Genomic DNA, 23,694 nt, shown 5'->3' with positions numbered 1-23,694 from the left:
AAATTAGGTTAATTTATCAATAAACTTGACACGAAAAAGTATTATATATTAAAAAGCATCTAGTAATCAAATGATTATTAAATTTTTTAATATAAAGGAGTGGATTGTTATGGCTGATAATGTAATTTGTAAATGTCCCAAATGTGAAGGAGAACTTCGCAGGATTAGATATATTAAGGACGACAAAGAATTAGAATTTATAGGGTGTTCTAACTTTAAAGAAAAAGGTTGCAAGTATTCAGTACCTACTGCATATTTCGATACAAAATTGTCCGATGAAGTTATTAAGCAGTTGATTGAAAACGGGAAAACCAATAAGCCTATAAGCATTAAGGTGAATTTAAAACTTGAAGATGGCAAGGTTAGAATGGACTTTTCTAAATAATTTTCAAAAAATCAGTTCAAAAATAGACATTTGAAATTATTATATGTATAATTCTTTAGAATTAAAATTAAAGAATAGAAACTATACCATAAATCATAGTTCTATTCTTTTTTCATTTCCTTATACGCCTTTTAAATTTGGATTATTAAGCATGTATTTTAAAAATACCTTACATACCAAATGAAAAAAGGGGGGAAATGCATATGACAATACAGCAGCCATTTAACTTTACTATTGATACTTATGAGAAAGTGTTAAGTGGAGAAATTAAAACTTTTAGTCCATACTTTTTTGAACAGAGATACAGAAAAAAAAGAGTAGTGCAATTAATCAAACATCTAGTTGAGGAAAGATTAGGACTTACTCCAGAGGATGCACTAGACCAGTTAGATTTGAAATTATTAAAAAAATATAAATTAGATTGTCTACTTAAATATGTGGAAAAACCAGTCGAATTAGATAAAAATGATGTCAGTCACCTTATTTATTTCGCTTACAAAGGGGAAATACCCGAGCCTACCCCAAAAGATTTAACCGTAAGAATGTATAGAAAAGTATTGGATGAAAGGGTTAAAAATTTTCCAAAGAATTATTTTATTCAAGGTAAAAAGGGAGAAGAACGAGTAAAACATTGTGTTGAATATTTATGTTTTGATGTACTAGGATTCTCAAAGGAAGATATTCCTAAAAAACTTACTCCTGAAATACTAAAAGAATATAAATTAAAAATTGTACTCAATGTTCTTTATCTATCAATGTTTGATTTAATTACATCTGTTTTTCCGGGTGAATACGATAGCAAAAACTTTAAATAAATCCATCTCATTAATTGATTTTTGGTATGTGATCAATATAATTTTAAAAAGAATCAGGAGTCAAGTTGTCTTATTAAATTTTAAAAATTTAATAAAGAAAAAAATAAAATAATATTTATTTTAAATTTGACTTTGCTTTGAAGATGGATATAATGCTATTCGACTAAAATAAAAAATAAAAGCATAAAAAGCATAGAAAGGATGATGTTTAATGAATAAAGTTATGTTATCAGGATCAATTGCAACAGAACCAAAGCAGGTAGCGGAGGGTATTGTAATCTTTAATATGGTAGCCATTGGAGAATATAATACTAAGAGAAGAAAACATGATACAGACTTAGTGCCTGTAAAGACAAGGGGAAAACTTGCTGACTATGTAGTAGAAAATGCTAGTGTAGGACAGCAAATCGAAGTAGATGCAAAGATGACTTCAAGAAAAACTGATGATAAATTCTTCTCTGATGTAGAAGGTATCAATGTAAGATTAGGTCATAAATCTATGAAATCAGAAGATCTTGAGTAATCAACAAATTATTATAATAAGCATAATTAAAAATAAAAGTATAAAAAGAGGTTTACTTATCTAAGTATTCCTCTTATTTTTTTTATTTTCCATAAAAAAACGAGGTTAAAACTTGAGAAGTTATATTTTATTAATTAAAATACACTAAAATTTTGCCATGAAAAATTTATGAAACAAAATAAAAAGAGGTGGTGATATATATGTCAAAAGTAATTGCTTTCTGGTCAGTAGACGGAGGGGTAGGAAAAACCACAATGTCAACTAATATGGCCTTAAAAACAGCAGAAATGTTTCCTGATAAAAAAGTAGCATTATTAGATTTAAACTTGTTTAATCCTGATATTGACTTGCATTTGGGGCTTACTAGTAAGGACTTAAAAAACATGCTTGACTATTTTTTAAGAAATGATATTACCTTTGAGAATATTGATAATTACATGTTTGTTTACGGTAAAAATAAAAATTTAAGAATTTTAACCGGTCTTTATGATATTAACTATTTTGATAAATTCGAGGTAAAACATTTTGTGTTAATTATTGAATATTTAAAGCAAATGGGGTTTGACTATATCTACATAGATATAAATAGTTCATTGAATGTAGATGCAACGTTTGTATCTTTAACAAATGCGGACAAGGTAATTATAGTTGGGGAGCCTCAATATACATCGCTAAGAAACATTGACACATATATAGAGAAGGTTCTTAAAGCAAAATTAAATATTTCTGAATCTAAACTAGAGATCTTGATTAATCAGTTTGATGCATCTCTTATTACCAAAAGAGAAATCAGACATATATTCGGGAAAGATGATATTTATTTTATTCAAGAAAACAAAAAGATAAAAGATTCTATAAACAAGAGTGAGCCTTTTGTATTGAAAGATAAGGTTAGAGATTTGAGAAAATCTATTGAAGAAGTAGAAAGACTTATCAATGACATTAGCATATAGGAGGGAGGGGTTAACATGGGTACAATCAATTTTTTAAAGGCTTCTTACAATGTAAATTTGATGAGAGAAGAAACTAGGAAATTAACAGTAGATCAATTAAATGAACTTATTGAAAAAATAACTGGCAATGTGGTTTCAAAGCACTCTGATATTATTAAGCAAATCAAGGATAGCCATATTAAAAAAGAAGTTCTTAGATCTAAAATTATAGATATTATAGATGAAGAAAATATTTTAATGGAGGGCATTTCGAGAGAAGATATCATTAAAAGAGTAGTAGACGAGGTATTTGGTTATTCAATACTTCAAAAATATATTGATGATCCAGAAGTAAACGACATTATGGTAAATGATTTTGATGTTATTTATATAAGAAAGAATCAAACGGATATTCGTGTTGATGATAAATTTAGAGATAGAAATGCTTATAAACAGTTTCTCTACAAAGTGTCAGCATTTTGTGGAGAAAAGTTAAATGATTCTTCCCCACAAGTAGATGGTACTGATAATAATTATGGAGTTCGTATTAACATAACTATTTCTCCAGTAAACACGTATTCACCTTCATTAGTAATAAGAAAAGGGCGTAAACATTTCCCTATGGAACACATTCTTGAGCAAGGAAATATTTCAAAAGAAATGTATGATACTTTTCATCTCATGTCTTTAGTAGGTTCAAGAGTTATATTTGGAGGACAATTAGAATCAGGCAAGACAACTTTCCTAAATAGTTATCTAAATTACATCCTTAAAAGGACGGTAATTATGGAAGATACTCCTGAACTTAAAACGACTAATCCTAATACCATATATCAAAGAACTACTAAATCTACTACAGAAGAAGGACTTAATATTACACTTGCAGATTTAGTAAGAAACTTTAGAAGAACAAATGCACAACATCCAGTAGTGGGAGAGGTTCGTGGACCTGAAGCAGTAGAACTATTAGACATATTCAATACAGGATTCAACTGTGGAGCATCGTCTATACACGCTAACTCTGCACAGGATGTTGTAAATCAATTAATTTTTCAAATTAAAGCAAGTGGTAAGTTGGGAACTGAAAGAAAAGAAATAGAAGAATACATTGGCAGAACAATTGATATGATTGTGTATATGGAAAAAAGAAAAGTAGTTGAAATGGTTGAGATTTATTACGATTATGAAAAAGAAAAATTAGTTTATCATCCAATTCATAAATTTGTAATTGAGGGTGAGGATGCAAACAACTTGTTTGGGCATTTTGAAAATAAATTAAATTCTTATTCATTTAAAATGAAAGACCGTATCAGGAGAACAGGTTTAGTTTCGCAGGTCCCTGAAGAAATGATGAAGTAGGGGGGATAAAAATGATTAATTTTGCTAGTTTTTATCATAGAATTATATCTAATCTTCCATTAGATAATCCGTTATTTATGAAAACAGTCTATGGTGTCTTGGCCGTATCAATTTTCATTATGATAATATGCTCAATTTTTATTATTTACAGGCTAAAAGATAGTAAAGGGATTGTTGCCAAGATTCATAGAATGAATGATTCAATTCATGAAGATGCCATGAAAAGTATTAAAAAAAATGATACAACGAGAACATTTTATGAACATATAGATTTGCTCTTAGCAAGATCACAAGTAAAATATTATTTAAAATTTAACTTTTGGATATTTCTATTACTAACTATCCTATCGTTTTTCTTTGGATTTTATTTATTCATAGATTTAACCAATAGTTACGTAACTTCATTTGCAGCAGGGATTGGGATAGGCTTTTTACCATATGTAATACTAGAAGTTATTGCTTCATTTAAAGCAAGAGAATTGAAAGGTCAAATCCTAAGTCTTATACCCATTATGACAAACAATGCAAAATTAACCAATGGTGACGTGTACCAAATGATTAAACGATCATCACAAAAGGTTAAAGAGCCTATGAAAATATATCTGGAAGAATTCATAGATGAATATGATTCTGGATTAAAAATTGAGAAATGTTTTGATAATCTAAGAGGAAAAATTCTCGACTATCGCTTTACTAGACTTGTAGACTGTTTAGAAGTTCATCTTTTTAAAGGTGGAAATGTAATTGTTACACTAGGTAGTTTACAAAAAGAGTATCTAGCAAGAGAGATTGAGGAAGATAGAAGAAAGAAAGAAAATTTATCTAATGTTATAGGAGTATATTTGGCAGTAATATCAAATTTAGTGATTGTATATATAATAAGCAGAATTATGCCAGAGGTAATTGTGGAACTTAAATCTTCTTCATTCGATAAGTATATGCTAATTGCATTAATAAATACCCTATTAAGTTTATTTATCGCATTTAAAGCAACTAAAATAGGGACAAACAATAAATAAGGGGGTGTAATGCTATGGGAAATAAAATATTGTCACTTTTTCAAGACACCTCAAAAGTAATTAATTTTCACTATTTTAGTGTGGAATTTAAAACGTTGCTTGTAATCTGTAGTGCTATTTTATCTATCACAGTGTTTTTCTTTTTATTTAATTTAATTAATCAGGTAATGATTGAAAACAAGTTAAGAAAGAAGAACATTACAATTAGTAGAAAAAGAAAGAATAGATATTTCTTTATAAATAAAATAATAGATTCTTTTAATAATGAAAGTTTGAATATGAAATTTATTCATAGTGGATATGTGCTTGGGATTAAAACTGTTGAATTGTATGTATTCTATCGGGGATTGTTTACTCTTGCAGGTTTTATTTTGGGGATACAACTTTTTAATGTTAATAATTTGAATTATTCTATTCTTGTTACTATAATGACAACAATGTTAGGATTCTTGCTAACGGACTTTTTACTAGAATTGGGAAAGAAAAAGAGAGTTAGGAGTATAAAGGATGAACTTCCTTTATTTTTATCAAGTTTTGATAATTATACAAAAGCAGGGCTTGTATTTGAAGATATATTAGATACTATCCCGAAACTTTTAAAGGGAGATTTACAAGAAGAAGTTGTAAGGTTTAATGTTTCTTATTCTCTGTCTAAAGATTTTGAGGGTACTGTGAAAGAATTCATTGATAGGCTTGGTTTTCCAGAGTCAGAAGAACTTGAAATAAAAATGAGGCAATGTTATTACAGTGGTATTTATGATGATGTTCTTACTAACGAAAAAGAGATGATAGAAAAAAAGGTTATCAATGAATTGAGAAAAGAAACAGAAATGTTTGATTTATACTTAGGTATCGCTATGGGGCTTATGGTAGTAAATATATTTATAATAGTAATATTGCCCCTATTGAATCTTGCGAGTTCTGGTGTTTCCGACATCTTCAAAATGTAAAAAACATGTCTTATTATTTGAATTTCTTAAATGTATAGATAAAATATAAATGAAAATTTGGAAGAAGGATATTCCGTAGGAGATATATCCTTTAAGGAAACCTTCTTTCTAAATATATATAAGAAGTACTGTTAAAGAGATGCATATGGAATAAACGGGGTAGTCAATATAAAAAATAAAAGAAAAATTATTGCTCACCGGTGATATACATTTTCATATATGGGGATTGTAATTATTTTGTTTAAAGTATGGAATTATGATCCAAAATTGTGTAGATAGACTCCTATTACATAATTTATGGTTTGCTGAAAAAAATACTTGACATACATGCAAGTCATAAATTATAAAATACAAACTAAAAAGTATAAAAAAGGGAGTTGATGTCTCATGAAAAAACTAATGAACAGAAAAGGTGACGGCCTTTCAACAATTGTAATTTCGATCATTTTTATAATTCTTATTCTTTTAACTGTACCTGCCTTCAGAGGTATGCAATCCGATAACACTACTTCTATTAAAGGTTTAGCATCTACAACTAAGAATTTCACAGATGAAGGTATAGAAGATTCTGTTGGTTCAGGCTATAATCTTAATTCAAGAGATTGGACTAACGGTTTCGCTGACTAATAATAGTTATAAAGTTGTTCAATCTAGTAAAAATTTGCTAAATGCCTCTATTTTGTGTGGAGGCATTTAACAAATGATAAATAATCCATTTAGTAAAGGGGTGATTGCCATGAAAAAACTTTTAAATAGAAAAGGGGATGGATTATCGGGTGTTACTTTTACAATTATAATGGTTGTAATTGTGCTTTTAGCAGTGCCTTCTTTTAGAGCATTACAGAAAGACAATGCAAAGGCTTCTCAAAACTTAGGTAATCAAATAGTTAATATCACAACCCCATAAAGGAGTTGATAGAATGAAATACAATAAAAAAGGTGGTATAGGAACTGTATTTGCAACTATTCTAGGGGTTACTATTTTAGCCACAATTTTTTACCACTATTTTTTCATCAATCTTGACCTTGAAAGATATAATTTGCTTAATCAGTATACTAGAGATATGCTGCTAATTAGTGAAACCAAGGACGAAATTCCAAAAAATTATATGATTGATGTAAAGCAAAGTCTTACGGACAGATTAGTAAAGAAAAATGGTGAATACATAAAGATATACATCACAATAAATGGGACAAAGTATGATGTAGAAACCATGCCAACAAAAGTTAAGACTGATTTTGGTGAAGATATAGAAATTCTGGCAGAGTATCACTTCTATCCTCAAAGAGTGGATTTAAATAAAGGAATTGTACCTGTCAAGGAAAACAGAGGGAAAGAAATTATGGCTGTTAAGTTGAAAACAATCTCTAAAAACAGGAGGACTTCAGATGGTTAAAATAAACAGAAAAGGTGGAATCGGTATTATATTACTTTTTATACTTATGTTTATGACAGCCATATTATCTCTATTTGTTTTTACTGAAACTAAGACTTTAGATATTAAGAGAAGAAATATTCATAATGCAGCATTATCTGCAAATTTAGCCTTATACGATGTTGTAGAACAAGGTGATAAGAATACAATGCTTAATTACAGGCCTGATCAATTAACATCATATATTACAAATCCGTCAACTATACCTTCCGATCATAGAAATAATATTTTAAATCTCTTGTCGGCAGAGTATTTTCCAGAAGGACAAAGGTATAAAGCAGTATATCTTGAAAAAGATAAGGCTTTGGCTAGGTTTAAAGAATATTTAAAGGAGAATCTTAAACTTAAAGAAGTAGGCGTGAATACTTTTGTTCCTATCAATGATGAAAAAAATTATATTAAACAAATTGAACTTAAAGAGTTCTTTGTTCATAATGCTGTTGATATTTGGGATCAAGATAAATCCCATCCAAATAATGATATAAAAAATAATCCATATACAGGTGTTCATGTTTATATCGAGGCGACTGTATATAATGGAACTAAAATTTACAGTTTTAAAGGTACAACAAAAGTTCCAATTCATTTAGATACAGATATTACAATTTTTAGAAGTAAACAGTGATTTAGAGGGGGTGTACCTATGAATAAACGTTTAGTAGTGGCTTCTCTTGCTGCTTTAGTTATAACAGTAATGATTATCAGTGGTTTGATATATGGAGTTAATAATATGTCAAAACCAGAGGAAACCATTGAGATTGCTTATGCACTGCAAGAAATTAAAGCGGGGAGTATTATAAAACCTGAAATGTATGAATACAGATCCATTCCAGTAGATGAATTTAATCCATCGTATGTTACTAAAGAGGAAGTGATGATTCCTAATTTAGATGGAAAAAAAGCAGCACAACTTATAGATGTTTTAAAAGGTAAAGAAGCAGATGAAAATATTTATAAGGGAGAAAGAATTGTGAAGGCAAGGATAAGAGGTATAGGTGCTGATAAAAATGAGGAAATCTTTGAGAATACAAATTTAAGAAGAATGACTTATACAGCACAAGGTATTAATAACCTTGCGGGGCAAGTTAAATCAGGTGATAGGGTTGATTTTTGGATTAGATATACATTAGCAGACAAGATCAATAAAGACAAAGTTGTTGTTGTAGATAAGGTATTAGCAAATGTACCTATTCTAAAAGCACTTGACCAAAATTCACAGGAAATTAGAAATGGTTCAGAGGCTCCTTCAACCACCATTGAAGTTGCACTTACTCAAGAACAAATTCAAGAATTTATAAAGTGGAAAGGTATGGGTTCAATTACTCTAGTTAAAGTGCCTGTAGATGCCGATCTTGATAAAGAAAATGACATTACAAGAAAGAAGATGTCTATGAATGATTTAATCCTTGAAGTTATATCAATGACAGAGGACGAAATGAATAAAGAAGATATTGTTATTGATAAAAACAAAAAAGGAGAAGTAGGAAACTATGAAATTATTGAAGATATAACTGGTGGTAATTAATAAGTTGGCAATCAGCAGAGTTGCTGTTTATATATATATCTTTTTAAAGGGGACTCTTGATAATTCAAGGGTCTCTTTTGCTTTTACTTGAAACTAATATATGTGTTTTTATAATATTTAACCACTAAAGATATAGGAGGTATTTAATAATGAATAATATTTTAAAGGCATTAAAATTAGATCCTACACATGTAGACTTTAAAGTTGCGATTGATAACATTGGACAGACGTTTCAATTGATTATTGAGAGAGAAACAGAGGTTAAGTTGACATATGGGAAACAATTTACTATTGGTATAGATGAAGAAACAGATGGCTTATATGTAACATTTGATGATAATGCTATTGATGAAGAAACATTGGAAAAAATAGGTGCAATATACAATACTCAAGAAGATTATGAAACGTTTCAACATATACTGGCTGATATTTTTGGTATTACTATTCACTCAGTTTTCGCTTATGCTTATTTAGATTCAGAGGGCTATGCTCTACTGTCAATCGAATATAAAGAATATCTAAAAATTAAGGACCAAATTGATCAATTATTAGATTTTCTGATTTAGAGAAATATTTATATTAAATCAATAAGAAACTCCAGCCATTGTGACTGGAGTTTTGTTAAAAATTATTCTTGACCAATAAGTTTATTGAATTCATCCATTGAATCTACATTAAAGTTGAATCCTTCAGTTTGCAGATTTTCGTTTAATCTAACAACTAGAAACATTTCTCCGTTGTGATTTTGAACTTGTCTTAAATTACTAAGGCTCTTAGGAGTAATTTTGATTTCGGTGTCACTATTTCCAATATTAATAGATTTTTTGCTCGTATCAGGAAGAATATTATCAATTTTAAATTCATAATTTGGATCACCTAAAGTTTCTACAAAAGATTCTTCAATATCCTTTTGTATATCTGCTCCAAGAGAAGTAAGAATATTATTCAGTATGCCTTTGCTAATTCTTCTATATTCATCATCTTCCTCATCTATAAATCTATATGCAATTTCCTCATATAATTCAAGAAGTACATTAGGTTTGATTTTTCCACCCATAGTTAAGTTGAGTATATTATGAAAGTATTCTTTTTCCTGTTTTGCAGATAATTTAATTTCACAATTTAATATATTATATACAAAGGTAGCATTAACTTTATGTGATTTAGAGGAGTAATAAAAAACCTTATCCTTATTTATACTTTCATTTTCCCATACTGGATACATAAATGCATCCATTGGAGATTTAAGGTTTACAATCGGATCTAGTTGACTCTTAATGTCAAATCCTTTATTCTCATGTTCATAAATCATTTCAGATTTACCTTTTTCGGCTTTATTTACAGTGCATAAAATCATTTCATAAGAGCCATTCTCTCTAAAGAATGTGAACTGTATACAATTAATAACTATACTCTTATCGTATGGATAATTTTTAATTATTTTTTTAATTAACTTATCTGATTCTTTAACAAAATCATCTTTTGTATTAGTATTTCTTATATCATTTAGAATAGTATAACTGCCATCTTTATCGTCCTTGTTTTCTTCATTAAATGATTGCTCGAAGAGTTTTACATCGAATTGTCCTGTTAATGCTTTTTTAAAATTCTTAATAAGCATTTCTCCAAGTTCTTCTTCTAGTGCATCAAATCTACGTGACATATTTCCAAGTATCTCCCTATTATCACCGTTGATGTATACAGAATAGATTTGGTTAATTCTCACTAATGTTCCATCAAGTTTAAATTGTTTTTTTAAGTATGCCAGTTCATTTTTATTCATTCCAAATTCCTCCTTAGAATTTCATCTCTTGATTACTTTTTTTAACATAACACACGCTTTTATGTTTTTTACTTACTAGATAAAAAATATAATCTGACCATTCAAATAAATTATTAAACAAAAGTATCTATATTTTAAAATTGAACTTAATTATATGCGTTATATTAAAAAAGAAATCTACTTAAAAAAGGCAAAAAACAATTCAATTTTTGGTATAATATTACTAGATAAGCAAAAGATAGGGCTTTATAAAATAATCGTAAATGAAGTGTAATACTATGACTTTAGCAGAGAAATTGATTAAAGAATTTGAACAATTAAGTGAAGAAAGAAAGAGAGAAGTCATCAATTTTGTTGAATTCATAAAATTAAAAGAACAGAAAGAACTTGAAAGCCTTATGAATTGTGTTATTAATGAAAATAAAGAGGCTCTTGAGGAGTTGGCGAAATAATGAGAGTTTTAAATATACAAAATATAATATTATTTCATGAAAAGATTATTAAAGAAACAGGTGGAAGCACTGGTATAAGAGATAGAGGACTTATTGAAAGTGCTTTAGACAGGGCTTTTGCAACTTATGATGGAGTAGATTTGTATCCGAGTGTTGTTGAAAAAATTTCTGTTATAGCACATAGTCTAATTAGTAATCTTGGATTCATTGATGGAAATAAAAGAATTGGTGTGGCAGCAATGATTATGTTACTTAAAATAAATAACATAACGATATATTACTCTCAACAAGAATTAATTGATTTAGGAATTGGGGCAGCAGAAGGCTCTATGAATGAAAAAGATATATTAAATTGGATTAATGAACGAGTGGGTTAAATACTAAGATTTAGAAAACACAAAAAGAAATGTTAATTCGGTCTTTCCAAGGAGTTTTTCCGTATTAAGCAAAACCTATGATTTCAGAACCTTTATAAAATGCTCTTGTCGTATTTAAATCGAACCTTCCAAATTTGCTATTCAGTATTTCTATTATATAATTTGTAAATATTTCATGCCGTATCATATGTAATCTGTTCTCTTGAAAGATTTATTTCTTAATTTTTCAAAGAAGAATCACTCTTTACTCTAGGATATAGGCAGAATGTATACAATGTAAAAGATTAAAAGTATACTTTTATTTAGCAAAATGTGTTAAAATGATTTAAGTTATACTTGAATTGCCAGTCAACGATACATATAATTACTTGAAATCAATAAGAGCATTGATAAAATTATGAAGGAATATAACAATAGGAGGAATGGCTTATGAATAAGAAAAAATTTATTGCAATTACAGTTGGATTTACTATTATGATAGGCGGTTTAATAGGAGGTACTGCTCTTAATGTAAATGCTAATACTGATGCAGTAAAAGTACTTACAGTAAAAGAGACTTCTGAAAAACCTAATTCTTTCAAAGATGTAAAATCAACGGACTGGTTTTTTAATAATGTAAACACATTAACCGAACAGGGCTTAATTTCTGGCTATCCAGATGGTACATTTAAACCTAATAGTACAATTACTGTTGGCGAGTTTGTAAAGGTAGTTGTAAGTAGTAAAACCCAAGAGGTAAGGGCTGCTTCTAAAGGTGAGTTATGGTATATGGGGTATATTGAAAAGGCTCAAGAACTAGGTCTTGTTTTGCAAGGTGAATTTACTGCTGCTGACTATGACAGAAATATTACTAGAGGCGAAATTTCTAGGATGACTGTTAGAGCAATGGAAATGCAGGAAAAGGGATTAAGTGATGAAGAATTAGAGCCATATAAAAATCAGATTTCAGACTTTAACTCTATTCCATCAACACTTAAATCATTTGCTCTTAAAGCCTATACAAGTGGGATCATAAGTGGTTATCCAGATAAAACTTTTAAAACGCAAAATACTGCTACTAGAGCAGAGGCAAGTGCCATGATTCACAGATATTTGGATAAAAACTTTAGAATTATTCCAAAACTTGAACAAAAAACTACGACTACTTATCCTACAGATAAATTTGTTGATAAAGATGGAAAAGAACTTACGACTAACGATGGGAAAGTTTTGAATGTTGTAGAGAAAGAAGTAATTAAACCTTACTATCAAACTTTAGATATTCTTGAAAATAAATCAAGCCAATATGCTAAAATTGTGAATAATCAAGAGGCTGTTACGGTTTTTTTACAACCTAAACAAGACTCTGCCTATTGGGCTATTGAAATGACTTTTGCTTTTAGGTACAATGGGGATGGTGCTTCTAAAGAGTATCCTTACTACATAGAGTACAAACAAGCAAGTACTGAAAATAAAGAAGTTTTAAAAGAAACTCTTAAATCTTTCTTCCCAACAAAATATCAAGAACTTTATGATAAAATGATAGGATTATATGGTTCTCAAAATGTTTTTTCAGACAATAAGGTTTGGAAGTACGAAGGAACTTTAGAAGGAAGGAAATACTTTATTGCTGAAAATACTAATGGAAGTGTAAGTATTCAAATTGGAACTTTAAAATAATAATTTAAAAGATGTAGAACTTCTACATCTTTTTTTATGTAAAAAATTGATTTTGTAAAGGAGATAATTATAATATACATAAAATTTAATAATGGGGGTGAGAGAAATTATGAAAAGCCTCTTTAAAACAAAAATAGCAATATGTTTGTTGTTTGTTATGATTTTTACAAGTCTTAACCTTACTGGTTTTTTAGGTTCACTTAAAGAGGTACAGGCTAATGGTGTAAGTCCTTACACTATTCCGAAAATACAAGATCAAACTGGAGCAGAATATATTGTTGATTGGAGTTATGCAGCCACAACGATGAAAGAAGCGATAAATAAGAATACAAATCTTCAAGATAATTTAGTTCCTGTAAAAGTACAAAATAAAAGCAATCCTTCCGAAGTATTATGGGCTAATATTGATATATCTAAACTTCCAAATCTACCCGAATCTATATCTGCAAGTGGAAAAACATTAAAACTTAATGGATTTTTATTAGCGGGTAGAGGACTTGTTGCATATGGAGTACCAGAAGATGTGCCGGGAAATGAACTTAAAAACGATAAATACAGATATTTGGGATACAGCATAAACGGGGATAAATATACAAATCCTGATTTTCCACCTGATGCAGTAAGTGGAACCCATGCAAAGGATAAGAAATGGATAAAGCATCCATGGAATGATTCAAGAGTTCAATCAAGTAAATATGGAATAAGAAATCCTTCTCCAATTTATGTTGCAGGGCAATTTAGCACTATAGCAGGATGGCTTGAAAGGGCAATATGGCATGATGCTAGTGGAACTGTTTACTCCTATATAAAGGATGATGGAGTGATTAATAGAGGACAAAGCACAAGAACATATAGTACGTCAGAAATTCTTCATTATTTCCATGTAGAGGCTGAACCAACGGATTATACGAATGGAACTATAAGGGGATGGCATGATACACATGGTCCTTTATTTTATCAAACTTTTACGATTCCTGCACTTTATCAAATTGAACTTGTTCATATTATTCCGATTAGAGAAGGGGATTTTATTATTAAACATGAGGGAGAGGACTATACTGATGGTACAGTTATTAAATCTTTACCTTCAGGGACTCAAGCAGGTGTAACTGAATATCCTATAAATCTTGAATTAAAAGGAATAGATACCAATTTAGTACAAACTGTAGAGTGGTATCAATTCAATAGCCCTTCTGTAACAAATGGTTCTACATCATTTAGTCCGAGTTCTATAGGGAATGGAATAACGACTACGATTAACCGAAAGGGTTCAACAGCAGGGGCAATATATGCAATAGGAGCCATAATCAAATATAAAAATGGAACACAATATCCTGCCGGTACTGGAAATACATTAGGGGAAAAATATATACTCCATAAGGTCACTATTATAGAGCAAAATCAGGAAGCAGGAGAAGGTTCAGGAGAAATAGTATTTAATCCTAACAGTTCTTTTGATATAGGTGGTAATAGGTTAGGGTGGGTGAAATCTGATATTAATGTATCTGTCACTGTAACAGGGGAAACAACAAAGACCGCAAATGGTTCTGCATCTTGTCAATATAGTTATCAAAAAAGGCACGAACGAACGTATTGTTCTGACAGGGACGAGAATGGATCATGTACAGATTGGGATACTGAGGTGTGGTATACTACCGAATATGGAAATGCTTCAAGAGAATATACAGAAATATGGGAAATTAAAAGTCTAAAGGTTTGGGGAAGTGGAACTAATTTAGCAGGTTCATCGGTGAGGTTGCCTGAACAAACTATTAATGGAACTTCAGGCACTTATATTATTAGCCAAGAACTTTCAGCCATTCAACTACAAGCAGAAATTATAGAATGGCAACCTAAAAGTCAAAATTGGGGAAGTACGCAGCCACCTAATGATGGTAGTTGGACTGGAGGAAGTCCGCCAGTAGGTCGTACAAGTAAACCAACTGACAAATATTCTTCAAATTCAGGATTTTATTACCTAGACAAAACTAAACCTGTAATCGCTAGTGCCTCTCCAACAAGCCATAATTGGACAAATCAAACAGTAACAGTTCCAATTAGAATAACAGATAATTTATCTGGGCTTTGGAGAAACAGTAGTTTTTTTAGAGTGATTGATAAGAGTTATTATAATAGACCTATAGTAACTACTTATTATAATCACCGTTCAACGGATGATACTCAAACTGCTATTATGTCTCAAGATGGTATATATGAGATAGAGGTTGATGCAGAAGATACAGCACAAAATAAGATGACACAGGTTAAATATCGTGAATATCTTATTGATAAAACAAATCCATATGATGCAAGATTCTCTAGCGATAATAGAAGTTATATTGATGATGATTTAACAGTAACAGTAACAGTTGGAGATAATTTATCAGGAGTTGTAGAAACAAGATATGTGCTTAACAACAGTCCCTATAATAATTCAGGAATGAGGAATGTATCAGCAACAACACCTGAAAGACAAGAAGGATATAGTAACTTTAATGTGCATATAACTCAACCGGGTTCTTGGTGGATACATGTTTATCAAAAAGATAGAGCAGGTAATGAAACATGGTCAACATCTTCCGAGTATAGACTTGTAAGAATATCTGATCCTTGGATAGAGCCATCACAGATGAATAATAAGGTTCCAAGGGCAACAAGATTCGATATCTTAATAGATACTTACGGTTTAACGGAAGAAAGAGCAGATTATTCAATTATGAATATGGATTCACCTAAATGGATAGATGATGCTGTTGAAAGAAAAGTAAATGGTATATATTCAGCAAATAGTGGAAGAACATATGATTATATGAATTATTACTATGGAAAAGAGAAGGGTCCACAGGATTATGCAACCCCATCAACAGAAATTATGTGGTGGAAAGCATATATACCTCCTTATGGTACACCTGCAACATCAAACCGAGATGGTGGTAGATTAAGAAACCAAGAATATGTTGATGTTTATTTGACAGTAGGGGGATATTACCCAAGTGATACTCATACAAAAAAAGTATATTTTGATGTAATTCCTGAAACAAAGATAAAAACTGAAGTTATCAACAATCCTAAATAAAAATGGTGATAAAAAAGCATGTGAAATTTCACATGCTTTTTTAATAGTAGTAGGTTTATAATTTAATTATTATATGAATTTACACAAACAAAATTGATTTTGCTTTGTAGGCTATAGTATAATAGTAATAGAAATCTTCTTTAATTTATAAAAAGAAGGTAGTTGAATAATAACCACAGTGCGGTTCTGTGGGGGTTTGAGTGTTTATCCTCCTTTCTACAAAAGAAAATCCTCCTTTACAAGAGGTTGAAAGGAGGTGGGATTAATGGTTCTTTATTTAATGGTGTCCATAAGTACTCTACTTATTTTAATAATCATCTATTTGATGACTGCAAAGAGTGGCATTTATGCTGATAAGATAGAAATTAATGTTTGTAAAAACATATTTAAAATCAAAATCAGCAATAAAGAAAAATGCTCTGGCGAGACCGCTAAATCTCCAGAGCAACAGAACATGTAATTCACCTTTTTAAAAACACTCCAGAAGTCAAGGTATCCAAAATGCCTTGGCTTCTGTTTATATTATATCATATATCTTAAAAAAATAAACAATTTATATAAAAATATGTAGCATCTTTAGAAGTGCTTTAATTAGCACTTCCTTTTATGTTACATCTAATGCAATTTGTCTCACTTGTAACAACGGCTTTCCCTATTATTCTTCTAACATATAATACAAATATCTTTTAATAATTTATTTCCACATTCCCCACAAAAGTTCCCCAGATTCACTATTTTAACTCCACAAACTTTACATATGACTTTAAAGTTTAAATTAACTTTATACTTTATTATCAAAATCTCCCATTTAATTAATCAAAACTAACATTTGAAATACTATACTTCGTTTACCTTTAGAATTTCAAATATTTCAACAAACAATCTCATTTCTCATTGAGTCAAAGAATCCATATTATTTATATTTTGCTATTTGAAATATTAAAACTTGATTAAAACAAAAAACACCTGCAAGGTGTTTTTTTATTTGTAATATATTCATAATTTAAATTTATAAAAAAGGATGAGATTTTTTGACTTTAGATTTTCTTATCAGTAAAATGCTACAAAGTTTAGATAAGGGAGGTGCTTGAGATGGCCTTTAATTATTATGGCTTTTCTGACATAGGTAAGCAACTATCAGTTATGGAGGATTTTTTTGATGGATTTATTTTAAATAACAATGTGCTATTTATATGTGTTGCGGATGGATTAGGTGCTAAAAAAGGCACAGATGTTGCGTCCGTCATAGCCATTGATGAATTTAAAAAATATATGGAGAAAAACCTTCAGAGCGATAATATAAGCGAAATAGAAAAACATTCAAAGATAGCACTGTATTTGGCTAACAGAATGATCTATAACTATCGCAGAATTGACGAGGAGAAGTTCGGAAATTTCACAACAACTTTTACTGCTATTGCTATTAATAATAGAAAAGAAATTGTAATTATGCATGTAGGAAATACAAGGGTTTATTTATTCAGGGGTGGCAACTTAGTGCAAATGACAAAAGATGATACAGAGGCTATGACTTTATTAGAGCAGAGAAAGATTAAAGAAACGGATTATTCTATGCATCCAGATAGAAATGTACTTACTAAATTTTTAGGTATGCCAGATATGGATCCTTTTATTACAAAAGGAGTATTGCAGCAAGAAGATATCATTTTACTTTCAACTAATGGAATTTATGAAATGCTTGATAATGAGAAAATAACACAGATCCTAGTAAATACTGAATCTTCAAAACAGGCTTGCGAATGGCTTATTGAGGGAGCAAATGAAGTTGGAGGAGTAGACAATTCGGCAGTAGTTATAAGTTATATTAACTTTTAAAAAATTTGAAACCGGCTAGAGATTTATGCAAAATAGTATACCAAGTTAGATAAAAAATAATTTTTAATAATGTATTTTAAAATATACAGCAAAAAAACAAATATTGAGAGAGGTGATTTCATATGAAAAAAGCACTAAATATTATTGCAATGATCGTTCTTGTATTATCAATAGGTCTTTATTTTCTTATGACTCAAACCAACATCTTAGAGAAGAAGTTTGGGATGAAATTAAATAAGAAACAAGTGATTGTCGCATCCACGATGATTAATGAAGGAGATGCAATTACGCTAGATAACGTTAAAGAAATATTAGTAGATTCTGAACTTGTTTTAGTTAATCCAAAGGATAGTAAAGACACTAATTTTGTTAAAAAAAATTTGGATGAATTAGAGAAAACTCATTACGTGGCAACCCAAAAAATATATCCGGGAGAACAAGTTATTACAAGCAAGATCCAAACAAGAACCGAGGCAGATAACCCTAAAAAGTTAATGTATGCCATTACAGTTGACTACTTATCTACGGTGGGTTCTTCACTATATGCAGGTGATAGTCCTATTTTATGGCACTCATGGATAGAAAAAGTTGGTCAAGATGAAGTAAAACATACTGACAAGGTATTCAGTGTACCAGTGGAAATTCTTACTTTGAAAAATGGAGATGGAGAAATTATCAATACTGATAGAAGTCAACCTGCACAAATTCCAAGTGTCGCAATTATTAGAGTTGATGAAAATGATGTAAGGACTTTAGAAAAGGCTTTAGGAAAACCAAGCAATAAATTTTTCTTTGTGAAGCCAGTTCCAATTCTAAACTAAAAAAGGGGGTGTAACTATGGGGAAAATAATCACTTTATGGTCTCCTGCTAATCATACGGGAGTAACTACTACTGCAATTTTATTAGCAGAAAAAATATCAAAAGAGAAAACGGTATGTTTGATTGATATGGATTTAAATAATCCAGATACAACAATGTACCTTAATATAACAGATGCCGAGCATAATCTGGACAATCTGTTCCCATATATTGAAGGACATACGCTTACGGAAGAAATCTTTAAAATGAATCTAGTAAAAGTGAATGGTTTTGAATTACTTCAAGGTACGAAGAAAATAGATAAAGGGCCTACATTTGAAATAGAACTTTTGGAGCCAATTATTGATATGGCAAAGGAAATGTTTGATGTTGTTATTTTGAACACAAGAACTTCTTTAGATAATGCAGGTACATTTCTAAGTCTTAAAAAGGCTGACAGGCTTGTAATGGTGGTAAATCAAAATGCATTACACTTTAGAAAATTTATCGAAAAGTCCCAACTTATAGGAGCACTGCTAAGAGATTTGCTTGTAGTTGTTAATAAGTATGACAAAAACATAGTTTTATCACTAGAAAATATTACTGAAAACTTAAACACAGAAGTATATCCATTAAGCGATGTAGATCATGTGGTTATATCAAACAGCATTAACTCACAGGATCTTTTATTTGAAATATTCTCAAGTAAAAAAGCCAAAAAACATGAAGAAGAACTTGTAGTTATTAAAGATAAATTGCTAGTTGATCTAGGACTCAAGAAAGAAGAATTAGATGCAAAGAAAAAAGGGTTCTTCTTCAAGAAATAAGAAAAGGGGGTGAATCCTTATGTCCAAAATTTTTAATTTAGACAATCTAACGGATGGAAATTCTGTAGATACTCATACAGATCAAGTTCTAAGTTTAGATAAGGAAACATTTAATTTACAAAATAATGTATTTAATATAGATGCTCATTTATCAATCATTAATAATCACGAAAACTTAAATGTAGTAACTCTTATTGGTATGGATGAATATGAAAAGGTTACAAAAAGGGTAGTTGATGTATTAACTAATCCTAAAGGAACAAAAGAGGAAAAGATTCAACATAATAACTTACTTGCTAGATGTGCTAAAGGTAATAGAATGGCACAAAAACAAGTTAAGTCTCTTATAATTAAAGTTTTAACAGAAGAAAAGTTAATTGACTCTGCACTTATTATGAGTGCAGCAGACCGCATATATAAGGAGAATTACGGATTAGGGGAAATTCAAGAATTATATGATGATCCCCAAATTTCTGAAATATGGGTAAATGGTTATGATCATATTTGGATTGATAAAGGTGGAGTTAAAACAAGACTAAATAAGCGGTTTAAGAATGACCTTGATGTTGAGAGGGTTATTCAATTAATGCTTAGGTATGATAAAAAAAGTATTTCTCCTACAAATCCCAAGATAGAGTGTCGTATGGAAGATGGTTCTCGTCTTACAGTTATGATTCCTCCTACTGCTAAAAGACCTTATATTAACATTCGTAAGTTTGCATCATTTAAAATCACTACAGAGAACTATTTGAAATCAGGTGCTTTTAATGATGAAATGGCAGTATTACTTCAAAAGTTAGTAAAGGGAAGGGCAAATATGATTGTGTCAGGGGAGACTGCTTCTGGAAAAACAACTCTACTTAAATATTTAGTTCAATATATAAATCCAGATTATAGAATTGGTGTTATCGAATCTCATTTTGAGTTAAAAATAGATGAAACTTATCCTGAAAGAAATATTGTATCTGTTGAGGTACATGAAGAAGATCCAATAAATATATCTATGAAAGACTTATTTATATCTATGCTTCGTTTCTCTCCTGATGTAATTATAGTAGGAGAGGCTCGTTCAAACGAGGCTGAAGAAATGATTAAAGCATTTCGTAGAGGACATCAAGGTTCTATCGGAACAATTCACAGTTCATCTCCTAACCTTGCGATTGCAGATATTATGGACATGATAAACGAGGATGGTAAGGCTAGAAATGCGGAAATGCTACTCAAAAAGATTACTAATGCAGTAGATATTATTATTCAGTTAAGAAGATTTTCTGATGGCACAAGAAGAATTACCAAAATATCTGAAATTTGGGCTACGCCTGAAAATGAACTAGAATTTCGCTATGAGGTAAGAGATATTTATTCGTGGATTGTAGATTATAAACATCCTAATGATGGATATTTCAAAAGAGTAAATGAAATTAGTAAAGAACTTAAAGAAAAATTATTTTATTATGGTTTATCGGAAGAAGAATTAAAGAATCTATAGGGAGATTAACTTCTCCCTACCTTTTTTAAAATCAAGGGGGTGAAAATATATGAATTTTTTTCAAACTATAGATTGGACATCCAAATCGACACTAACCGTTATTTTCAACATTTTAATTGTAGGTAGTATTATTTTTTTAATTTCAAACTATTTAAAACAAATGCAAATGAAAAAGAAGGTTTCTCAAACACTAGTTTTAGTAAAATCATCTCAAAAAAAGAAAGATTTTATTGAGGAAATGATAATAAGAAACAAACATCTTAATAAATTGGCAATTGACTTAGAAGAAAAAATATCAATATGCGGATTTGAGGATACTACAGCATACGATATTGTAAAAAAATCATTTATTTATGCGGGGATAGGTACTGCCATCGGGATATTTATTCTTAATCCAGTTGCAGTTTTACTTTTCATGATTGTGGGTTTTGTAATTCCTATTATCGGTCTCAATGATAAAGTCGAATCTCAACTGAAAAAAATGGATAAGCAAATTTTAAAAGCAATTCAATCATTTCTCAATGAATATCAAAAAACTCAAAATATTGCAGAGATTTTAGAAGCAATTTGCCCTAAACTGGAGTATCCAATTAGAGCAGAATTTGAAAGACTTTTAAGACTTATCAATTCAGGTATGGATTTAGAAGATGCTTTGTATGACTTCGCAAAGCGAATGAGCAATGAGTGGATTTATTTATTTATAAATGCACTTGTTATTAATAAAGAAAATGGCTCTGACATTACAGATGTACTAATGAGAACAATTACTAAGATTTCAAATAGAGAAATTGTTCAAAGTGAAAAAGATATGGAGATATTTAGTGGAAAGATTCTTAATAGGATTTTGATGTTAACAGTTCCTGCTGCATTTGTTACGGTATTAATTTTAAGGCCAGAGGCTAAGGATCTATTTTTCCACACCACACAAGGTAAAATGGTAATTAATGCATCAGTAGTGCTTTGTATTATAAGTTTTATTATAAACAGAGTAACATCAAAAATGTAAAGAAAAGAGGTGTTTGACATGAGTGATGTTCTATTAACTTTCATCGTAGAGAATACAGGCTATATACTCCAAGTTTTTATTTATCTTTTTTTAGGTATATATCTTTTAACTATCCTTTGGCCAAAGAAAAAAGCATCTCTTGATGATCTATTTAATGAAGAAACATTAATTTTGACTAAAGAAGATAAGAAATATATGAAACTAGCACAGAACAAAATAATTGCATTATTAATTCCAAAGCCTGATTCAAATAGTTATAAAAAAACTTTAGTTAAGTTCTCTAAAATTGGTGGCTATGGTAAATATAAAAATTTAACCATATATTATGCCAAAAAAGCATATTTCACATTTTTAGCGATTGCAGGAGTATTGATTGCTAATATGTTACCTGCACTTCTGTTTCAACTGCAAATATATATGGAAGTCGAGAATCCACAAGTAATTAAATTGCCTATAGGTTTTATAATTTTCACTTTTATTATTCCACTTATTCTTTATATATACCCTGATCTTGAAATTAATTCTGCTGCTAATAAGCAAGAAACACAATTAAAAAAAGAATTAATATCATTAGGAATTTTTATTCACACTATGCTTGAAACAGGCAATAATGCCTATGATATTTTGACTCTTGTTAAGGAGATCAAGCCTGTATATAGGGAATATATAGAAGCAGCATTAAATGAATATTATGTTAATGTTCATTCTGCTTTGACCAATCTAAAGGATAAGGTGGGAATATATGAATTTGATATGATTGTCGATTCTTTAATATTTTCCTGCGAAACAGATAATAACTATGCATCAAAGTTCTTAGGAGAGTATTTAGATAGACTCGAAGAAACTACTAAGATTAATGATGAGAAGGGTAATAAGTTAAAACCATATATTCTTTTAGTATCTGCAATGCCTCCTCTTATTGCAGCCTTACTTATATGGTTCTATCCATGGATTACACAGGCTACAAGTAGTTTAATAAAAGGGGTATCTGGATTCTAATTAGTTTTAAAAGCAATTAAAACCTGTTAGATAAAAATAAAAATAATTATAAAAAATACTTGACATCATATGATATTAATTTTTATATTATCACTGTCGATGATGACAATCATAAATCAAAAGATAAAAACAAAATTACTTGACTTTGGAAAAGTAAATATAATATCCTAATAAAAATTTATATAGAAATTATTATACATTAAGAAAAGGAGTGGTTTTCATGAAAAAATTAATGAACAGAAAAGGATCATCTGAAATTGTATCTGTTGTGCTTTTAGTAGTTGTTATAGGTGGTTTAGCACTTGCAGTAACAGGAACTTTTTCAAAGCAAACAAATAGTTCTTTAAATGCAGGAATGACACAACAAACAAATCAATTAGGAACTAATTATCAAGATGCTGCAACTCAAAGAAACGCTACATCCCCAACATTACAATAATATAAATA

Annotated in this window: 26 protein-coding genes; 25 read left to right on the top strand and 1 reads right to left on the bottom strand. The window is 29.9% G+C overall.

What is annotated here, in order from left to right; all coding sequences use genetic code 11:
* The first annotated feature begins 109 nt into the window (after positions 1-109).
* The 13 genes from HYG84_RS19100 to HYG84_RS19040 all read left to right on the top strand — a co-directional run bounded on the left by HYG84_RS19100 (position 110) and on the right by HYG84_RS19040 (position 9,510).
* A complete protein-coding gene (locus HYG84_RS19100; RefSeq protein ID WP_212382432.1) occupies positions 110-385 on the top strand; it encodes a hypothetical protein in 276 nt (91 codons plus the stop codon).
* A 203-nt stretch (positions 386-588) separates the two neighbouring features.
* A complete protein-coding gene (locus HYG84_RS19095) occupies positions 589-1,200 on the top strand; it encodes a DUF4046 domain-containing protein (protein WP_212382430.1) in 612 nt (203 codons plus the stop codon).
* A 211-nt stretch (positions 1,201-1,411) separates the two neighbouring features.
* Positions 1,412-1,723 carry a single-stranded DNA-binding protein gene (locus HYG84_RS19090; protein ID WP_212382428.1) on the top strand — a complete coding sequence of 104 codons (312 nt, stop codon included), beginning with the start codon at positions 1,412-1,414 and terminating at the stop codon, positions 1,721-1,723.
* A 200-nt stretch (positions 1,724-1,923) separates the two neighbouring features.
* On the top strand, positions 1,924-2,676 hold the full coding sequence (locus tag HYG84_RS19085) for an AAA family ATPase (protein WP_212382426.1): 753 nt from the start codon (positions 1,924-1,926) through the stop codon (positions 2,674-2,676).
* Positions 2,677-2,691: 15 nt separating this feature from the next.
* Entirely contained in the window at positions 2,692-4,014 is a 1,323-nt protein-coding gene (locus HYG84_RS19080) for an ATPase, T2SS/T4P/T4SS family (protein ID WP_212382424.1), read from the top strand.
* Between the two features lie 11 nt (positions 4,015-4,025).
* Positions 4,026-5,033, top strand: a complete 1,008-nt coding sequence (locus HYG84_RS19075) for a hypothetical protein (RefSeq protein WP_212382422.1) — start codon at positions 4,026-4,028, stop codon at positions 5,031-5,033.
* Between the two features lie 14 nt (positions 5,034-5,047).
* Positions 5,048-5,983 (top strand): hypothetical protein, encoded by a 936-nt coding sequence (locus tag HYG84_RS19070; RefSeq protein ID WP_212382420.1) that lies wholly within the window; start codon positions 5,048-5,050, stop codon positions 5,981-5,983.
* 387 nt (positions 5,984-6,370) lie between these two features.
* Complete coding sequence (locus tag HYG84_RS19065; protein ID WP_212382418.1) at positions 6,371-6,610, top strand: hypothetical protein; 240 nt, start codon at positions 6,371-6,373, stop codon at positions 6,608-6,610.
* A 73-nt stretch (positions 6,611-6,683) separates the two neighbouring features.
* Positions 6,684-6,890 carry a hypothetical protein gene (locus HYG84_RS19060; RefSeq protein WP_212382416.1) on the top strand — a complete coding sequence of 69 codons (207 nt, stop codon included), beginning with the start codon at positions 6,684-6,686 and terminating at the stop codon, positions 6,888-6,890.
* Positions 6,891-6,903: 13 nt separating this feature from the next.
* On the top strand, positions 6,904-7,380 hold the full coding sequence (locus HYG84_RS19055) for a hypothetical protein (RefSeq protein WP_212382413.1): 477 nt from the start codon (positions 6,904-6,906) through the stop codon (positions 7,378-7,380).
* On the top strand, positions 7,373-8,044 hold the full coding sequence (locus tag HYG84_RS19050; RefSeq protein ID WP_212382411.1) for a hypothetical protein: 672 nt from the start codon (positions 7,373-7,375) through the stop codon (positions 8,042-8,044). Before HYG84_RS19055 ends, HYG84_RS19050 begins: the two co-directional genes overlap by 8 nt.
* A gap of 18 nt (positions 8,045-8,062) precedes the next feature.
* Positions 8,063-8,944 carry an SAF domain-containing protein gene (locus HYG84_RS19045; protein WP_212382409.1) on the top strand — a complete coding sequence of 294 codons (882 nt, stop codon included), beginning with the start codon at positions 8,063-8,065 and terminating at the stop codon, positions 8,942-8,944.
* Positions 8,945-9,093: 149 nt separating this feature from the next.
* Positions 9,094-9,510, top strand: coding sequence for a hypothetical protein (locus HYG84_RS19040; protein ID WP_212382407.1), 417 nt, complete (start codon positions 9,094-9,096; stop codon positions 9,508-9,510).
* Between the two features lie 62 nt (positions 9,511-9,572).
* Here the strand turns inward: HYG84_RS19040 and HYG84_RS19035 are convergent, their stop codons facing one another.
* Positions 9,573-10,727 (bottom strand): DUF4317 family protein, encoded by a 1,155-nt coding sequence (locus tag HYG84_RS19035; RefSeq protein WP_212382405.1) that lies wholly within the window; start codon positions 10,725-10,727, stop codon positions 9,573-9,575.
* Positions 10,728-10,990: 263 nt separating this feature from the next.
* Here HYG84_RS19035 and HYG84_RS19030 point away from each other — a divergent pair, with 263 nt between their 5' ends.
* The 12 genes from HYG84_RS19030 (at position 10,991) to HYG84_RS18975 (ending at position 23,686) form a co-directional block, all read left to right on the top strand.
* On the top strand, positions 10,991-11,179 hold the full coding sequence (locus HYG84_RS19030; RefSeq protein ID WP_212383358.1) for a hypothetical protein: 189 nt from the start codon (positions 10,991-10,993) through the stop codon (positions 11,177-11,179).
* A complete protein-coding gene (locus tag HYG84_RS19025) occupies positions 11,179-11,556 on the top strand; it encodes a type II toxin-antitoxin system death-on-curing family toxin (protein WP_212382403.1) in 378 nt (125 codons plus the stop codon). Before HYG84_RS19030 ends, HYG84_RS19025 begins: the two co-directional genes overlap by 1 nt.
* A 429-nt stretch (positions 11,557-11,985) precedes the next feature.
* Complete coding sequence (locus tag HYG84_RS19020) at positions 11,986-13,215, top strand: S-layer homology domain-containing protein (RefSeq protein ID WP_212382401.1); 1,230 nt, start codon at positions 11,986-11,988, stop codon at positions 13,213-13,215.
* A 109-nt stretch (positions 13,216-13,324) separates the two neighbouring features.
* Entirely contained in the window at positions 13,325-16,291 is a 2,967-nt protein-coding gene (locus HYG84_RS19015; protein WP_212382399.1) for an Athe_2463 domain-containing protein, read from the top strand.
* Between the two features lie 265 nt (positions 16,292-16,556).
* Positions 16,557-16,751, top strand: a complete 195-nt coding sequence (locus HYG84_RS19010) for a hypothetical protein (protein WP_212382397.1) — start codon at positions 16,557-16,559, stop codon at positions 16,749-16,751.
* Between the two features lie 632 nt (positions 16,752-17,383).
* Positions 17,384-18,127 carry a PP2C family protein-serine/threonine phosphatase gene (locus tag HYG84_RS19005; protein ID WP_212383338.1) on the top strand — a complete coding sequence of 248 codons (744 nt, stop codon included), beginning with the start codon at positions 17,384-17,386 and terminating at the stop codon, positions 18,125-18,127.
* 122 nt (positions 18,128-18,249) lie between these two features.
* Positions 18,250-18,948: a hypothetical protein gene (locus HYG84_RS19000; protein WP_212383336.1), complete on the top strand. Its 699-nt coding sequence runs from the start codon at positions 18,250-18,252 to the stop codon at positions 18,946-18,948.
* A 16-nt stretch (positions 18,949-18,964) separates the two neighbouring features.
* Positions 18,965-19,753 (top strand): AAA family ATPase, encoded by a 789-nt coding sequence (locus HYG84_RS18995; RefSeq protein ID WP_212383334.1) that lies wholly within the window; start codon positions 18,965-18,967, stop codon positions 19,751-19,753.
* Positions 19,754-19,772: 19 nt separating this feature from the next.
* Positions 19,773-21,242 carry a CpaF family protein gene (locus HYG84_RS18990; protein WP_212383332.1) on the top strand — a complete coding sequence of 490 codons (1,470 nt, stop codon included), beginning with the start codon at positions 19,773-19,775 and terminating at the stop codon, positions 21,240-21,242.
* A 49-nt stretch (positions 21,243-21,291) separates the two neighbouring features.
* Positions 21,292-22,248 (top strand): type II secretion system F family protein, encoded by a 957-nt coding sequence (locus HYG84_RS18985; RefSeq protein WP_212383330.1) that lies wholly within the window; start codon positions 21,292-21,294, stop codon positions 22,246-22,248.
* An 18-nt stretch (positions 22,249-22,266) separates the two neighbouring features.
* The gene (locus tag HYG84_RS18980) at positions 22,267-23,247 is read left to right on the top strand and encodes a hypothetical protein (RefSeq protein ID WP_212383326.1); all 981 of its coding nucleotides are present in this window, start codon (positions 22,267-22,269) and stop codon (positions 23,245-23,247) included.
* A 220-nt stretch (positions 23,248-23,467) separates the two neighbouring features.
* Positions 23,468-23,686, top strand: a complete 219-nt coding sequence (locus tag HYG84_RS18975) for a hypothetical protein (RefSeq protein ID WP_212383323.1) — start codon at positions 23,468-23,470, stop codon at positions 23,684-23,686.
* The last annotated feature ends 8 nt before the right edge of the window (positions 23,687-23,694 follow it).

This window comes from Alkaliphilus sp. B6464, from assembly GCF_018141165.1.
In the GTDB taxonomy this organism is placed as follows: domain Bacteria; phylum Bacillota; class Clostridia; order Peptostreptococcales; family Natronincolaceae; genus Alkaliphilus_B.
This window is presented reverse-complemented; position numbering and strand designations above follow the sequence as displayed.

Excerpts from the sequence above, each read along its gene's own strand:
- HYG84_RS19000 (WP_212383336.1), top strand. The coding sequence starts at position 18,250 with ATGAAAAAAGCACTAAATATTATTGCAATGATCGTTCTTGTATTATCA.
- HYG84_RS19080 (WP_212382424.1), top strand. The coding sequence starts at position 2,692 with ATGGGTACAATCAATTTTTTAAAGGCTTCTTACAATGTAAATTTGATG.
- HYG84_RS19010 (WP_212382397.1), top strand. The coding sequence starts at position 16,557 with ATGGTTCTTTATTTAATGGTGTCCATAAGTACTCTACTTATTTTAATA.
- HYG84_RS18975 (WP_212383323.1), top strand. The coding sequence starts at position 23,468 with ATGAAAAAATTAATGAACAGAAAAGGATCATCTGAAATTGTATCTGTT.
- HYG84_RS19045 (WP_212382409.1), top strand. The coding sequence starts at position 8,063 with ATGAATAAACGTTTAGTAGTGGCTTCTCTTGCTGCTTTAGTTATAACA.
- HYG84_RS18990 (WP_212383332.1), top strand. The coding sequence starts at position 19,773 with ATGTCCAAAATTTTTAATTTAGACAATCTAACGGATGGAAATTCTGTA.
- HYG84_RS19030 (WP_212383358.1), top strand. The coding sequence starts at position 10,991 with ATGAAGTGTAATACTATGACTTTAGCAGAGAAATTGATTAAAGAATTT.
- HYG84_RS18985 (WP_212383330.1), top strand. The coding sequence starts at position 21,292 with ATGAATTTTTTTCAAACTATAGATTGGACATCCAAATCGACACTAACC.
- HYG84_RS19090 (WP_212382428.1), top strand. The coding sequence starts at position 1,412 with ATGAATAAAGTTATGTTATCAGGATCAATTGCAACAGAACCAAAGCAG.
- HYG84_RS19075 (WP_212382422.1), top strand. The coding sequence starts at position 4,026 with ATGATTAATTTTGCTAGTTTTTATCATAGAATTATATCTAATCTTCCA.
- HYG84_RS19095 (WP_212382430.1), top strand. The coding sequence starts at position 589 with ATGACAATACAGCAGCCATTTAACTTTACTATTGATACTTATGAGAAA.
- HYG84_RS19085 (WP_212382426.1), top strand. The coding sequence starts at position 1,924 with ATGTCAAAAGTAATTGCTTTCTGGTCAGTAGACGGAGGGGTAGGAAAA.
- HYG84_RS19035 (WP_212382405.1), bottom strand. The coding sequence starts at position 10,727 with ATGAATAAAAATGAACTGGCATACTTAAAAAAACAATTTAAACTTGAT.
- HYG84_RS19040 (WP_212382407.1), top strand. The coding sequence starts at position 9,094 with ATGAATAATATTTTAAAGGCATTAAAATTAGATCCTACACATGTAGAC.
- HYG84_RS19015 (WP_212382399.1), top strand. The coding sequence starts at position 13,325 with ATGAAAAGCCTCTTTAAAACAAAAATAGCAATATGTTTGTTGTTTGTT.
- HYG84_RS19005 (WP_212383338.1), top strand. The coding sequence starts at position 17,384 with ATGGCCTTTAATTATTATGGCTTTTCTGACATAGGTAAGCAACTATCA.
- HYG84_RS19025 (WP_212382403.1), top strand. The coding sequence starts at position 11,179 with ATGAGAGTTTTAAATATACAAAATATAATATTATTTCATGAAAAGATT.
- HYG84_RS18995 (WP_212383334.1), top strand. The coding sequence starts at position 18,965 with ATGGGGAAAATAATCACTTTATGGTCTCCTGCTAATCATACGGGAGTA.
- HYG84_RS19070 (WP_212382420.1), top strand. The coding sequence starts at position 5,048 with ATGGGAAATAAAATATTGTCACTTTTTCAAGACACCTCAAAAGTAATT.
- HYG84_RS19060 (WP_212382416.1), top strand. The coding sequence starts at position 6,684 with ATGATAAATAATCCATTTAGTAAAGGGGTGATTGCCATGAAAAAACTT.
- HYG84_RS19100 (WP_212382432.1), top strand. The coding sequence starts at position 110 with ATGGCTGATAATGTAATTTGTAAATGTCCCAAATGTGAAGGAGAACTT.
- HYG84_RS19055 (WP_212382413.1), top strand. The coding sequence starts at position 6,904 with ATGAAATACAATAAAAAAGGTGGTATAGGAACTGTATTTGCAACTATT.
- HYG84_RS18980 (WP_212383326.1), top strand. The coding sequence starts at position 22,267 with ATGAGTGATGTTCTATTAACTTTCATCGTAGAGAATACAGGCTATATA.
- HYG84_RS19050 (WP_212382411.1), top strand. The coding sequence starts at position 7,373 with ATGGTTAAAATAAACAGAAAAGGTGGAATCGGTATTATATTACTTTTT.
- HYG84_RS19020 (WP_212382401.1), top strand. The coding sequence starts at position 11,986 with ATGAATAAGAAAAAATTTATTGCAATTACAGTTGGATTTACTATTATG.
- HYG84_RS19065 (WP_212382418.1), top strand. The coding sequence starts at position 6,371 with ATGAAAAAACTAATGAACAGAAAAGGTGACGGCCTTTCAACAATTGTA.